The organism is Photobacterium pectinilyticum, assembly GCF_024357955.1.
GTDB classification, from domain to species: domain Bacteria; phylum Pseudomonadota; class Gammaproteobacteria; order Enterobacterales; family Vibrionaceae; genus Photobacterium; species Photobacterium pectinilyticum.
Map to the genome: position 1 here is coordinate 95237 of NZ_JANEYT010000007.1, position 14562 is coordinate 109798.

The 14562-nt window shown below is 46.9% G+C and carries 13 protein-coding genes; 9 read left to right on the forward strand and 4 right to left on the reverse strand.

Translation table 11 applies throughout. The annotated features are described in order from the left end of the window. The first annotated feature begins 629 nt into the window (after positions 1 to 629). From fliD to NHN17_RS05090, 8 genes are read left to right on the forward strand one after another with little or no spacing between them, the layout of a single operon-like run. A complete protein-coding gene (gene fliD / locus NHN17_RS05055; RefSeq protein WP_255041041.1) occupies positions 630 to 2006 on the forward strand; it encodes a flagellar filament capping protein FliD in 1377 nt (458 codons plus the stop codon). 11 nt (positions 2007 to 2017) lie between these two features. Beyond that, on the forward strand, positions 2018 to 2413 hold the full coding sequence (fliS, locus tag NHN17_RS05060; protein WP_255041042.1) for a flagellar export chaperone FliS: 396 nt from the start codon (positions 2018 to 2020) through the stop codon (positions 2411 to 2413). After that, the gene (locus tag NHN17_RS05065) at positions 2403 to 2717 is read left to right on the forward strand and encodes a hypothetical protein (protein WP_255041043.1); all 315 of its coding nucleotides are present in this window, start codon (positions 2403 to 2405) and stop codon (positions 2715 to 2717) included. The genes fliS and NHN17_RS05065 overlap by 11 nt, the downstream gene beginning before the upstream one ends. Further along, positions 2714 to 3805, forward strand: coding sequence for a flagellar hook-length control protein FliK (locus NHN17_RS05070; protein ID WP_255041044.1), 1092 nt, complete (start codon positions 2714 to 2716; stop codon positions 3803 to 3805). The genes NHN17_RS05065 and NHN17_RS05070 overlap by 4 nt, the downstream gene beginning before the upstream one ends. 11 nt (positions 3806 to 3816) lie before the next feature. Then, positions 3817 to 4284, forward strand: a complete 468-nt coding sequence (locus NHN17_RS05075) for a flagellar basal body-associated FliL family protein (protein WP_255041045.1) — start codon at positions 3817 to 3819, stop codon at positions 4282 to 4284. A 12-nt stretch (positions 4285 to 4296) separates the two neighbouring features. Beyond that, on the forward strand, positions 4297 to 5031 hold the full coding sequence (locus NHN17_RS05080; RefSeq protein ID WP_255041046.1) for a FliA/WhiG family RNA polymerase sigma factor: 735 nt from the start codon (positions 4297 to 4299) through the stop codon (positions 5029 to 5031). Positions 5032 to 5041: 10 nt separating this feature from the next. Then, on the forward strand, positions 5042 to 5899 hold the full coding sequence (gene motA, locus NHN17_RS05085; protein WP_255041047.1) for a flagellar motor stator protein MotA: 858 nt from the start codon (positions 5042 to 5044) through the stop codon (positions 5897 to 5899). Further along, a complete protein-coding gene (locus NHN17_RS05090; RefSeq protein ID WP_255041048.1) occupies positions 5896 to 6867 on the forward strand; it encodes a flagellar motor protein MotB in 972 nt (323 codons plus the stop codon). The genes motA and NHN17_RS05090 overlap by 4 nt, the downstream gene beginning before the upstream one ends. Positions 6868 to 7281: 414 nt before the next feature. Here the strand turns inward: NHN17_RS05090 and NHN17_RS05095 are convergent, their stop codons facing one another. Further along, a complete protein-coding gene (locus NHN17_RS05095; protein ID WP_255041049.1) occupies positions 7282 to 8814 on the reverse strand; it encodes a hypothetical protein in 1533 nt (510 codons plus the stop codon). Between the two features lie 114 nt (positions 8815 to 8928). After that, positions 8929 to 9474 (reverse strand): CBS domain-containing protein, encoded by a 546-nt coding sequence (locus NHN17_RS05100; protein WP_255041050.1) that lies wholly within the window; start codon positions 9472 to 9474, stop codon positions 8929 to 8931. Positions 9475 to 10089: 615 nt separating this feature from the next. Between NHN17_RS05100 and NHN17_RS05105 the strand changes: the two genes are divergently transcribed. Continuing rightward, positions 10090 to 10998 carry a LysR substrate-binding domain-containing protein gene (locus NHN17_RS05105; protein ID WP_255041051.1) on the forward strand — a complete coding sequence of 303 codons (909 nt, stop codon included), beginning with the start codon at positions 10090 to 10092 and terminating at the stop codon, positions 10996 to 10998. A gap of 277 nt (positions 10999 to 11275) precedes the next feature. Here the strand turns inward: NHN17_RS05105 and pflA are convergent, their stop codons facing one another. Next, positions 11276 to 12019, reverse strand: coding sequence for a pyruvate formate lyase 1-activating protein (pflA, locus tag NHN17_RS05110; protein ID WP_255041052.1), 744 nt, complete (start codon positions 12017 to 12019; stop codon positions 11276 to 11278). A gap of 248 nt (positions 12020 to 12267) precedes the next feature. After that, positions 12268 to 14544 carry a formate C-acetyltransferase gene (gene pflB / locus NHN17_RS05115; RefSeq protein ID WP_255041053.1) on the reverse strand — a complete coding sequence of 759 codons (2277 nt, stop codon included), beginning with the start codon at positions 14542 to 14544 and terminating at the stop codon, positions 12268 to 12270. Between the last annotated feature and the right edge of the window lie 18 nt (positions 14545 to 14562).

Below are 14562 nucleotides of genomic sequence, written 5' to 3' on the forward strand. Positions count from 1 at the left end.
TTCGTATATTGCGACATAGGTAGAAATAGTGGGTGTGCAACATGGCGCAAAGCAGGTGTGAAGCGGGGTGCCTATCTTCGTTGCCATCCCTGCCTGCTTTTGTTCTGTTTTTTAAAGCGTGTGTAGCGATAAAACTTTGAAATTGCTCACTGATATTTCTGTTATTAAATATTTCTGTTGTGGTGGTGTGTGCGGGCGGATTTGTGCGTTTAATCGGGCGTGTTGGCAGCCTGGCAGAGCCGCAGGACGCACTCTAAAAGTGGGCTTTTTTGGGGGGGTATTTTGTCTTCGATTTTTTGACCTTTTCCCCGCTCCTTGCTTAGCACGGTTAAATGCCGTTTAAGTCATTAAGACATTCCATTGTTTTGTCGCCTTATATTGATAGCAACTTCAACTTTATTAAGCGGAATAAATATATTTCCGCAGGCGGAAATAAAGCTTCCGCTTATTCATAAAGAATGAAATTACATATTTATTCGTTTGGCTAAATAGATTTAAAAATAATCAAATTCGGCCGTAAATAGCATGATTTTACTTAATTTAAAGTTGGAATGGTTCTTGCTTTAAGGCTTCTGATTTAGATGTTTTTAGTGAAATTAGCGACTTCTGGCTGAGTGAGGAGAAACGCAATGTCAATGATGGACCCAGCTTCAATGGCGATGCAAATGGTGATGATCCAGCGTCAGCCATTTGATATCCAATATGCTAACCAGCAGAAAACGTATCAGTCACAATTAGATGCGTGGAAAGATATCGATTCTGCTTTCAGTAGTTTTTCATCAGCGTTAGAACGTATGAACAAAGCAGATAATAGCTTTGTTAAAAATAGCGCGACGACAAGTGAAGATGGTTATATCGATGCTTCGGCGAGTAATTTTGCCCGTAATGGCAGTTACGACTTGTTCGTTAAGCAATTGGCTACCGCTCAACAAGAAGCCTTCACCTTAAAAGGGGAAGACTTGCCTACTGACGGCGTGATCACTATTGAAGTACCTGGTGGTGAAGCTATTGAAGTCGATTTTTCGACCTTCAACCCAGATGGCGACAAAGATATCCATGATTTGGCTGATTACATCAACGAGTTTGATGAAGGAGTCTCTGCCTCTGTAGTGCGTTCCGGCGATGATGTTAGCCTGGTTCTGAGTAGCACTGAAACCGGTGAAGAGAATGCATTCAAGGTGTCATTTGATCAGGGTATGGGTGATTACTTTGAGCCGCCACAGGTTCTGAGTAAGGCACAAGATGCCATTGTGATGATGGGCGGTGAAGATGGCCTTGAGATCCGTGATAGCTCAAACACTATCGATGGTGCTATTTACGGTGTGACGCTTGAACTAACCAAAGCGCATGAGCCGGGCGATAAGCCGCTAACCCTTGTTGTTGGTAGTGATGAGTCAGCATCGAAAGAGGCGGTTCAGGAATTCGTCGATGCTTACAACGATCTGGTTAACACCGTCCTTAAACACACTATGACTGATTACCAGCTCGAACAAGATGAAGATGACAGTAGCAGTGGTGATGACGATGATAGTAGTGACAACAGTATTACTATTACGGAAGCGGGTGCATTAGCCGGTGATTCAACCGCCCGCGGCCTCAAAAATATGCTCAATAATGTTACACGAGGCCAGTTTGATGAAGGCACGTTGTACAGCATTGGAATAGAAGCCAACCGTGACGGCACACTGAAAATTGATAGTGCTCGGTTTGAAAAAGCGCTCACTGAAACCCCTGAAAAAATCGATGCTATTTTCTTCGGTGACAACGGTGCGTTAACCGCATTGGAAAAGGCTATTGAGCCTTACACCGGATCGTCTAACTCAGGCAGTAACTTGCTGAAAAGCCGTCAAGATACCCTGCAAGGCAATATTGACCGAGTTGACGATAAAAAAGAGCAACTCGATTACCGCATGGAAAAAACCTACAACCGCTACTTGCGTCAATACACCGCAATGCAGCAAACCATGACGCAGATGGAATCGACCGGTTCCATGTTTATGTTTTAGAGGAACAACAAATGTTAATGGATGACTCTGGCTTCGATGCGTACCAGCAAGTCGATGTAGAAGCACAAGCAGCGGCAGCGAGCCCTTATCAACTGGTACTGATGTTGGTTGACGGTTTTATGGATAATTTAACCCGCGCCGAAGGCCATATGGCGGCTAACCGCCTGAAGGAAAAAGGGGAATCTATCGGTAAGTGTATCGACATTATCGGTGGCCTTAATAGTGCGTTGGATATGCGCCAAGGTGGCGAACTCGCTCAGCAGATGAACCAGCTTTACGATTTTTGCAGCATGAAATTATTTGAAGCCAGCGTCCATAACGATGTGGTTAAACTGGCGGAAGTGCGTTCTGTGATGGGGAATATTCAAGAGGGGTGGCATAACTTCGGGGTAACCCATGAAGGTTAACATTACTCAGATCAGACAACTCACTGTGCAGCTTAACCAGAGCTACAAGCGCAAAGAGTGGCAGTCAGTGCGTAAAATAGACAAAGAAATCTACAGCATGCTGGCTGATTTAAAAGCCCAGCCAGCGGTTGCCGAGTCACTTCGCCGCGACATCCTTCAGCTTAAAAAGGTGCATTTAGCCGCCATGACGGCGTGCGAAATGGAAAAAGAACACCTCGGACAGATGTTGGCAAAGTTCCAGAATCAGCGTGAAGGGGTATCGGAATACCAGCAGGTCGAGATGGCTGGAGGCTTTATTCGATGAGCCATATTTCGATGTCACAGCCACATGGGAACGCGCAAGCCACAACGGCACGTCCATCACAGGTACAAACCGGTGACGGTGGCTCTTGGTTTGACAGTTTTGCAGCATTGCTTGGTCTAGATACTGGGGCTGAACTGGCCACGGCTGAGGTGTCCGGCGAGTCGGAGAATAACCCATATTGGTTCGATCTCTATGAGCAGCTTAAAGGGCTGGCAGAGGGTGAAGATTGGGTGTTCAGCAGCGCCCATCCGTTTATGGAACAGCTGCCGCCAGAAGGGCAGTTCCGCCTGATCAATATTACCAATGAACTCAATAGCGATGTTCGTGAGCAATTGCTAGGCATGATGCGCAGTGCTGACGGCCTGCAAAGTGTATCGGTGCAGTTGGGGCAGACGCAGCCTGGGATCCCACATTACCTAGCGGCTAATGGCAGTGCTCAGGGCGAGTCTTTGTCGTTCGACCAAGCGATTGAGCGGGTGATTTCCAATGCGATGACGCCAGTCAGGCAGGAAACCACCAACCCAGTGTTACTTCAACAACTCGCGCAGGCAAGCAGTTTTACGACCTTATCATTGCAAGACTCACCGAATGCAGCCCCACTGCCTGCAGATGCCCAATCCAACAACGTAACGGCTTCTCGTGCTGAATGGGCGCCTGTCAAAATGGCGGAAAACCAGCAGCAATGGGGACAGCAACTGGTGTCGGTACTTAAAGATCGGGTGCAGATGCATCTTAACCAAGATGTCCAGCATGCTCGTATCCGCCTCGACCCGCCTCATCTTGGCAGCTTAGAGCTGTCGGTCAAGGTGGAAAACAACAAGGTTCAGGTACATATCGCTGCCACAGACCCTGCATTGCGCGAGGCCGCGCAGCAGGGCGCCGAGCGTTTGCGCGCCGAGCTTGAAGGCAAGCAACTCGCGGGCGCGATGGTCGATGTTGATGTGAGCGATCAATCACAGCAGCAAGCGTTTGAACAACAGCAAGATATGTCTTTGGCAATTCAGCCCGTGGTTGAAGAATCAGACTGGCATGAATCAACCGATCTCTTATTAAAGACGGATCAATATCGTCTCACTCGTATGGTGTAAGGAAAATAATAATGGCTAGAACAAACGTAATGAGCACGAAAGTTATTCTGGCGGCACTTGCTGCCTCGGTGCTTATTGCCCTCTCATCGATTGCAACGTACGCGTTTATCGTCAATGACAGCTCGGCAGAGTTCAGCATTTTTGCTCGAAATGACGCGGATAGCCGTGCTCATTTCATGAATCTCGATAAGTTTGTCATCACCATTGATGGTGAAGAGCGCACTCACTATCTGATGCTGGAGTTGGCGCTGAAGACGAACTCGGCAAAGGCGCATGATCAGCTGGTTGAGTTCAAGCCGCTGGCGCGTAATGTCCTGCTGAAAATGTTTAGCCAAAGTACCTTCGAAGAGTTGCGTCAAATGAATGAAATCGAACGGTTGCAAACAGAGGTACTGGGGCAGCTTCGCCAGGCAATGGCAGTAAATGGATATGCCTACCAGATTGAAGAAGCGTTGTTTACCAAGCTCGTGCTGCAGTAAAGGAAGGGAATCATGTTAGAAGCACAGCAATTACCGTTTGAGGATGAGTATGCCCAGTGGCAAACGAAGCCCTCACAGAATAATGAAGAGCAGGTCTTGCGCCAGCACTTGAAGTTGGTGAAGCGTATTGTTCAACAGCTCCATCACCATGCATCGGGCTGTATGGGGCTGGATGATATGGAGCAAATTGGTTTGCTTGGCTTGCTTGAGGCAACTCGCCGTTATGGTGAAATGGATGAGAATTTCCGCTTCTTTGCTGCCCGCCGTGTACGCGGAGCCATTTTAGATGAGTTACGCCGTCGCGACTGGCGCCCGCGTCAGCTGCGCCAACAAGTCCATGAACTTAATAAAGTATCCAAGTTGTTGACCAAGCAGTTGAAGCGCCATCCGAACGAACATGAATTGGCGAAAGCAATGCAAATCAGCTTGGAGGAGTGCCACCGTCTGCTCTACGCCGCTCAGGCGGAGGAGCTGTATAGCTTAGAGCAGTTATTTGAATCAGACAGCTCCAGTGTCGATTTTGGTCAGAGTGACAGTAATCTTCAGCACTTGATCAACGATGATCTGCTTAAGCATGTGTTGTCTCAATTGCCGAAGCGTGAACAGCTCATCTTGGATTTTTACTACCAGAAGGAGCTTAGCTTGAAGGAAATCGCCATTGTGGTTGGCCTGAGCGAAGCGAGGATCTGCCAGCTTCATAAGCAGGCCATTAAACAAATGAACGCCATGATTAAGAGCGTGATGTAGGAGAAAGGTTATGCAAAAAATTATTGGTATCTTAATCATTATTATCTGTGTGTTCGGTGGCTTTGTGTTTGCGGGGGGATACCTCGGTACCATGTGGCAACCTGCAGAGCTGATGATCATTTTGGGCGCTGGTGCCGGTGCTCTGGCTATCGGTAACCCGCACCATGTGATCGTTGAAATGTGGCATCAGACCCGTGGCATCATGACCAAGCGCGATGAGCGCAAACTTTATCGCGAGCTACTTTCATTGATGTATCACTTGCTGGAGCAGGTACGTCAAAACGGTATGCGGGTGCTTGATGAACATATTGAAGAGCCGCACCAGAGCAGCTTGTTCCTGATCTACCCGGAAGTATTGGAGTACCCGAAGCTGGTCACTTTTATAACCGATAACTTCCGCTTGATGGCGATGGGTAAAATTACCGCCCATGAGCTGGAAAGCATGTTGGAGCTGGAACTCGAAGCTATCGAAGAAGATCTGATGGAGCCGTCGCACTCAATGCACCGGGTTGCCGAAGCAATGCCAGGTTTTGGTATTTTGGCGGCAGTGATGGGGATTGTGATCACCATGACCAATATCGATGGGGATATGGCGCAAATCGGCATCAGCGTCGCCCATGCTTTGGTGGGTACCTTCCTCGGTATTTTCTTCTGTTACTGTGTGTTTGACCCGATTAGTACTGCCATGGCCAATCAGGTAAAGCGTGAGCTGTCTGCATTTGAGTGTGTAAAAGCCATGATGGTGAGTTACACCGCCGGTAAGCCGACGTTGGTTGCTGCGGACTCGGGCCGTAAGTTGATGTTACTCGATGTGAAACCGACCTTTGCTGAAATGGAAGGCTGGGTAACGCAGCAGGTATTCCAATGATGAAGGGCAATACTGCAGATACAGTTATCATAAAAAAGCGCCGTAGCCGTGGTCATGCGGCTCGCCATGGCGGGGCGTGGAAAGTCGCCTTTGCCGACTTCACCTTGGCGATGATGGCATTTTTTATGGTGATGTGGGTGTTGCAGGTGACCACGGAAGATGAAAAGCAGCGCATTGTTGGTCGCCTCAGTGGCCAGCAACAGCTGCTGGCGCATGATGGCTTGTTTGTGGAGAACAGTCCGTTTGCGGTTGATTTTGGTGGAAAGGCATTGCCAGGCTTGCAGAGCCAGCAACCGAGTAATCCTCAGAATCTGGGTAACTCACTGACTATCAATGTGGTTGATGGCGATGGTGATAATTTTGGTGGGCTGGGAGAAGACGGGCCTTCACTTGTCCCTGGGCGCTATGAAAGCCATGAGCAGATGGTTGTACTGGGCGAGTACTTGAAAGATGTCAGTGAATTCCTTTCTGCTAGTAACCAACTATCGGTGGAAGTGGTACCGCAAGGGCTTCGGGTCCTGGTCAATGACGATAATGAAAAGCCGATGTTCAAACTGGGTGGGGCAGAGCTCACACCGTTTTTTGAGGATCTTCTGCTAGCGATTGCACCAACGTTTGCCACCATTGAAAACCCGATTATGATTTCTGGCCATGCTGATGCCAGTGGTTTTAGCCGTCGTTCAAGAGGTAATAACTGGGCCTTGTCTGGTGAGCGCGCACAAAAAGCGAGGGAAGTGCTGGAGTATGGCGGTATGCCAAGCGAGCGAGTCGCCCAAGTCACCGCAATGTCCGATACTATGCTGCTTGATGAAGATGCACCCTATAGCCATTTGAATCGTCGTATCGAGATCTTAGTGTTAACCTCGGATACAGAAGAGCAGCTACAGCAGTTGTTTGGCCGAGACAATGGTGAGTCATCACTGGAAGCGGCTAAGCAAGCCGCGTATGCCAACCAGCCAGTGAGCTGACCTTTAAATCAGGTTCCAACGTCAGCGTGCTAGGTGACGATAAAAGCCTGCCCATAATATTATGGGCAGGCTTTTTTTATAGATGCCCTGCTTTAAGTAATACCAATTTGGATAAGCCGTTGATCAAGTATTTGCACTGGAAAAATCGTTGTTATCAAGGCAGATATTGCAGTAACTAGTGGCTCTAATTACAAAATCTCTAACATAGATAGCAGCGATTTTAACCAGTAAAACTGATCAAATATTTATGTAGGTTGGTATAAGGCTGTTGAGTGCCCTTGGATACGATACATAGACTGATGAGTCTGCAGAGATGTTATATCACTTAAAAAGAAAGGGGGCTGATATGAAATCAGCCCCCTCTATGTTTCATTGAATCCGTTAAGCTAAACTCGCCAGACTCATAGACCCATGTTAAATCATTAAGGTCGAAGAAATAACGCCGATCAAGCCAGCACTTGCCAGTACCGTCACTGCTTTCTCTGCCATTTTACCGTTGCTTTCAGCAGCTTTGCCGAACATAGCGAACACAAATGGGTGTACCAGGAAGGTCATTGCAAAAGTAAAGGTGATAAGGCTTGCCGCTGTCGCGCCAAACATACCTTCTTGTACTGCGGCAAACAGACCGAAGTGAGAAAGACCGGAAGCGGCAGACATCGATGCATGCTCAAGTGACATACCGGCTACGCTTAGCAGCGTGAAGCTACCGAAGACAGCCATGATCTGCCAACCAAGTGAGAATAACATTAGGCCTTTAACTTCTGTTTTTTCACAACCGTTGGCCGAACGTAGGCTTTTCAGTGCGAGGATAACAAACGCTGCGCCAGCTAGAATCAGTGGTAACGTCCAGCCAACCATTAGCGCTCCGCGCTCGGCACTTGCCGCCAAAATCGTAAATACGAAGATGTGACCGGCAAACGGAATGTTGATCATAATCGGAGCACGAGAAGCCGCTGTGCGACCGAAGTCACCCGCAGTACATGCGCCAGTTAGACCTGAGTGAGACAAGCCTCCTGCCAGACCCGGTGCCAGATTACGTAAATGGTTAGATTTGCCGACAAAGATTAGCAGCGCAAGGCCACCGAACATCCAGAAAATCTGACCGGAGAAACCGTACACGATAACACTCTGAAGACCAGGGATACCGAAGGCTTCAACCATGTGAGAGCCACCAACTAGGAAGCTACCAGATAGCACCAGTGGGATACCCGCAAATAGTAGTGCGTTCATTGCCGGGCCATGCTTCCATTTTGGAAGTGCCGCACCCAAGCCTGAAGACAGAATCATGGCAAAGAAGATCTGCGGTAGACCAATAATTGACGAAATCGTAGTAGCTAGCCATAGCGAGACGTTCAACACCACAATAATCGCAATAACTTCCAGTAGGCCTTTACGGATGTATTGTGCTTTGTTGGAGATCACTGCTTTACGATCAACAAGGATAAACGCCAGTGCCAAACAGATGTAAGAAAGAAGTAAGAACGAGTCTCCCATTGCAAAATCTGCGGTACGGCCTGAAATCAGAACATCTGCAGTTTGAATACCAATGAGCAATAGGAAAGCACGAATAATGTACGTTAATTGCGTACTGCTTGTACCCAATACCACTTCCTGAGCGGAAGGGGCAAAAAAGTCACACTCTTCATTAAAGTCTTGTTTTGAAAGCAGGCGTCTAATTTCCTGTCCACCAACGAAGAATGAGGCGATCAATGCAATTACGGTTGTCTGGCCAATCAATGCAACAACAGGGAACTGTTCTAGTCCCGGTGTCGCCATACCGCTGTGTACCAATAGTGAGCCTAAAGCTAGACCGAACACAACGATAACTAACAATGATGAATACTTCGTACCAGCAACGATGGTACGGGCAACCAATACCATAATTGTTAAAGCGGCTATCGCGATAACAAAATGGTTAAAAGCAAAAAGGTGGGAAACTTGTTCCATTTTAACTCCAATAACTCTTACGATCAGCTCACAGGGGCGCCTCATGCATTAGATACATGATGTTCCAATAATGGTGTTAGGCAGGCTGTGGGCGAGTGACTTGTTTGTTACTAATTAGGTAACAACCTGTGGGGCAACATTTCCAGCGACTGGCGCTGGTGTCGTCGCATCATTAAATAGGGCGCGCAGGGCTTTTAATACTTCCTGGCGAGATACCACACCGACATATTTACCGTCTTCTAAAACAGGTAGAATTTGTGGCTTGTTAACCTTGATTGATTTAGCACGCTCTTCAAGCGACAAGGTTGTCATTTGCGTTGCATAGCCCATCGCGGTTGTTGGGTATAGCTGCTCTTTGTCCAGAGCCAGGAACTCAAGTGCATCAGTCAAGCGATCTTCGATATCCATGGTAACCAAATCTGTCTTCATTAGGTTTCCGACCGTTACATCCTCATCAGGAATGTAGTCTTGGCACCACATTTCTACCATGATGTCGTGGGCAGATAGGAAACCAACTAGGTTGCCGTTTGCGTCACAAACTGGTGCACCGTTAATGCGGTTTTTAGACAACACATCGATAGCTGAAGGTAAACTTGTTTCAATACTCAACGTCGGGGCTTGCGTATCTACAATGTCTTTCACTGTAAGTAAAGCGCTCATAACAATCTCCTAAAATCAAAATCAACACTGCTGCAGTAACTCGCTAAGAGTCATTGCACAATGGCCCATTAATCTGTTGACGGGAATGTTACCCAGCACCGGCGCATTAGTAAAATTGATTTTACTGAGGTTGTCATTCAGTTTTTCTGATACTTTGTTTGAAAATGTTTCAGGGAATGTTTTGAGATAGGCCGCATAAATTTAGGTGATAAAGGAATAGGAAGGGGAAATTTTCAATTTTATTAACCACCTAGCGGAGGTGGTTGTTTTGGTCTATTTTGTTTTAAGCGTATAAGCATTGTTGATGTGGTTTTGAATACTGATAAATTTAAATGATTTAGAATATTATCCTTAAATGAAGGGGGAGTGGAAATACTGCGCGAACAGGCATTTGCTTACAGTTTTTCGAGTATTTACTGGGATGTAGTCGCTGATGTGCATACGACATACATTACCCAACTGTTAAAACTTGATACAATATTGACTGAGTTTATATAGTAATCAAATTAATTGATTTGCAGAAACACCCAAGAGCTAGGTACATAGAGCAGTCATTTGGGTATAGAAGTTACTTTACCGGCGCTGAGCCCACCCGTTGTAAATCTAGGAGTATAAGTGCGCTATTCGTTGAAACAGTTATCAGTGTTTGATGCGGTTGCTGAATTGGGCAGTGTAAGCCAAGCTGCTGAAAGGTTGGGCGTTACCCAGTCTGCTGCCAGTATGTCACTCAGTCAATTAGAAAAACTACTAGGACGCGATCTTTTCGTACGCCAGGGTAAGGATATGCGCTTGAGCCATTGGGGCAACTGGTTGCGACCAAAGGCGCGGCGATTATTGCAAGATGCCGAGCAGATTGAAGCGGGCTTTTACGATCAACACCTTTTCAGCGGCAGTATCAGTATTGGTGCCAGCCAAACACCGGCAGAGCACTTGGTTCCAGAGCTTATCAGTATTCTTGATACTGATTTTCCAGAAGTCAGGACGGGGATGGATGTCAAAAGTAGTCAGGGTGTCATTGAAGGGGTTCTGAACTACAAATACGACATCGGCATTATCGAAGGCCGTTGTGATGACAACCGTACCCACCAGGAAGAGTGGTGTCGTGACCACCTCGTTGTTGTCAGTGCCTCTCATCACCCTTTTGCTAAGAACTCTCGAGTTAGCCTGGCACAATTGGAGCAAGCACAGTGGGTACTGCGTGAGGGGGGGGCCGGTACACGGGCGATTTTTGAAAGCGCGATGGTACCATTGATCCCTGATTTGGATGTGTGGCGTGAATACTCCCATGTACCCGTGATCCGGACTATGGTCGCGAACGGTCATTACCTAACCTGCTTGCCTTATTTGGATGTTGCTCCGTATATTGAACGTGGAGAATTGGTCGCCTTGAATGTCCCTGAATTAAAAATGGATCGGGCGATTTCGTTTATTTGGCGCAAGGAAATGGGTGATCACCCGTTACTGGAGTGTATTAAACGTGAAGGGCACCGAATGATGAAAAACCATAAACTTAAGATTTCTTAAGACGTGCTTTTGCCGAGTTAGGAAGAGGTATGAAGGTGGTATTGCTTATAAGGTAGTGATACCACCTTTTTATTTATATGCCACTTGGTTCATTTTTATTGATAATATGCATCTAATTAACTCATCGGTTAATTGCAGCCATAATCAAATCTTTTTCTTTGCCGAAATAAACTATCAGTATTTCTGATGATTGTTCTATTTTATTCACTAATAGTGATAGGTTAATAAAAAAGGAGAACTGAGGTTCTCCTTAATCACTTTGTTGAAAAAAACGATATTAATAAATCACTCTAGCCGCTGTGTAGCTGCTGATGATCTCTTTGACTTTTTCCATCACTTCTTTTGATGGTGGCTTAACACCTGTCAGTTGGTAATCAAAGCCCATTGCTTCCCATTTGTGCTCACCGAGTTGGTGGTAAGGAAGAAGCTCGACTTTTTCGATGTTGTCCATATCTTTGATGAAGTCACCCAGTAGGTGAGCAGAGCGTTCATCGTCAGTATATCCAGGTACAACAACATAACGGATCCAGGTTTTTTGGCCGCGTTGGTGCAGGTAACGGGCAAAGTCCAATACACGCTTGTTGGGCACGCCAACCAGGTTTTGGTGGATGCTGTCATCCAATTGCTTAAGGTCAAGCATCACTAAGTCAGAAGCGTCGAGCACTTCATCAACCACGTCTGTGTGTTTGCGGATATAGCCGTTGGTATCTAGGCAGGTGTGAATACCTTCGGCTTGTGCTGCGCGGAAGAAGTCACGAACAAACTCTGGCTGCAACATGGCTTCGCCACCAGAAGCGGTGACACCACCACCGGATGATTTCATGAAGAAGCGGTATGACTTAGCTTCATTGATCAGCTCTTCAACAGTGATTTCCTTGCCGTCATGGAGATCCCAGGTATCACGGTTATGGCAATATTGGCAGCGCATAAGGCAGCCTTGCATGAACACGATGAAACGAATTCCGGGACCGTCGACAGTACCGCAGGACTCAAAAGAGTGGATTCGACCTTTTACTGACATTACTTAGCTTCTCCGCTTGGGGGCGTGTTTTACCTGTCATTTTATTACAAAAAAGGCGTTCAAAATAGCGAAAAAGCATCTAAAAGGTAAGGGTACTATTCGTTGTGTTATAAAGGCGTGGTTGTTTGGTTGGTGTTTTGTACGAAGAAGGGTAAGGGGCATCGCGGGAAAAAGGTATAAAAAAGCCGATCTTTGCAGATCGGCTTTTCTTCTCATTGCCTATGACAGCAATGGTCTAAGGCTCTAGATTATAGAGACTCAGTGAAAGTACGAGCGATAACGTCTTTCTGCTGTTCTGCAGTTAGAGAGTTAAAGCGTACAGCATAACCCGATACACGGATAGTTAGCTGTGGGTACTTCTCTGGGTGCTTAACAGCGTCTTCTAGCGTTTCGCGGTTAAGAACGTTAACGTTCAGGTGTTGACCACCTTCAATGCCAGACTCGTGGTGGAAGTAACCATCCATAAGACCTGCAAGGTTAGAACGCTGAGTATCCTGCTCTTTACCCAGTGCGTTAGGTACGATAGAGAAGGTGTAAGAGATACCGTCTTTCGCATCAGCAAATGGTAGTTTACCAACTGAAGTTAGAGAGGCTACAGCACCTTTCTCATCACGACCGTGCATTGGGTTAGCACCTGGTGCGAATGGAGCACCTGCTTGACGACCGTCAGGCGTGTTACCCGTCTTCTTACCGTATACCACGTTTGAAGTGATAGTCAGGATAGACTGAGTAGGAACCGCATCACGGTAAGTCTTAAGCTTACGGATCTTGTTCATGAAGCTAGAAACAAGTTCACAAGCGATGTCATCAACGCGAGCGTCGTTGTTACCGAACTTCGGATAGTCGCCTTCGATAGCGAAGTCGATTGCGATACCGTCTTCGTCACGTACTGGCTTAACTTTAGCGTACTTGATAGCAGCTAGTGAGTCAGCAGCAACAGAAAGACCAGCGATACCACAAGCCATAGTACGTTTAACGTCACGGTCGTGTAGAGCCATAAGCGCTGCTTCGTAGCTGTACTTGTCGTGTGAGTAGTGGATTGCGTTTAGTGCAGTCACGTACTGAGTTGCTAGCCAGTCCATTAGGCTGTCTAGGCCTGCGTATACTTTGTCGAAGTCTAGAACTTCGTCAAGCATTGGCTCTGCCTTAGGACCAACCTGAATTTTCAGCTTCTCGTCCACACCACCGTTGATTACGTATAGTAGTGTTTTAGCAAGGTTTGCACGTGCGCCGAAGAACTGCATGTGCTTACCGATAACCATTGGTGATACACAACAAGCGATAGCGTAGTCATCGTTGTCGAAATCAGGACGCATTAGGTCGTCGTTTTCGTACTGGATAGAAGAAGTATCGATAGATACTTTTGCACAGAAACGCTTGAAGCCGTCAGGTAGCTGCTCAGACCATAGAACAGTGATGTTCGGCTCTGGAGAAGGACCCATAGTGTATAGCGTGTTTAGGAAACGGAAGTTAGTACGCGATACTAGCGTACGACCGTCAACACCCATACCACCCATAGATTCTGTTGCCCAGATTGGGTCGCCAGAGAATAGCTCATCGTACTCAGGAGTACGTAGGAAACGAACCATACGTAGTTTCATTACGAAGTGGTCGATCATTTCCTGAGCTTGAACCTCAGTGATCTTACCTGCCGCGATATCACGTTCGATGTAGATATCTAGGAAAGTAGACGTACGGCCTAGAGACATTGCCGCGCCGTTCTGAGATTTAACTGCTGCTAGGTAGCCGAAGTATAGCCACTGGATAGCTTCTTGTGCGTTAGTAGCAGGTTGAGAGATGTCACAGCCGTATTTAGCTGCCATTTCTTTCATTTGACCTAGTGCACGGTGCTGCTCTTGAATTTCTTCACGAAGCTGCATAGTCATCTGTAGGTCATCGCCCTTCTCTAGCTTCTCTTGTAGAGAGTGGAATTGAGCAACTTTTTCCTTGATTAGGAAGTCGATTCCGTAAAGAGCAACACGACGGTAGTCACCGATGATACGGCCACGACCGTATGCATCAGGAAGACCAGTTAGAACACCAGACTTACGACACTTAAGGATGTCTGGAGAGTAAACGTCGAAAACGCCTTGGTTGTGCGTTTTACGGTACTCAGAGAAGATCTTAGATACTTGTGGATCAAGAGCACGGCCGTACGCTTTACAAGAACCTTCGATCATGCGCACGCCGCCGTTAGGCATGATTGCACGCTTAAGAGGCGCTTCAGTCTGAAGACCAACGATAGTCTCTAGATCTTTGTTGATGTAACCTGCGTCGTGAGCAGTGATGGTAGAGACAAGAGAAGTATCAAAATCAACAGGAGCGTGAGTGCTGTTTTCTTGCTTGATACCTTCCATTACCTGATCCCAAAGCTTGTTAGTTGCTTCAGTACCTTCAGTAACTAGGAAAGACTCATCACCCTCATATGGAGTGTAGTTTTTCTGGATAAAGTCGCGAACGTTAACGTCGTTCTGCCATTCGCCTGCAGCGAACCCTTCCCAAGCTTTAGCAAATTGCTCTGCCATGACATACCTACCTTTTTA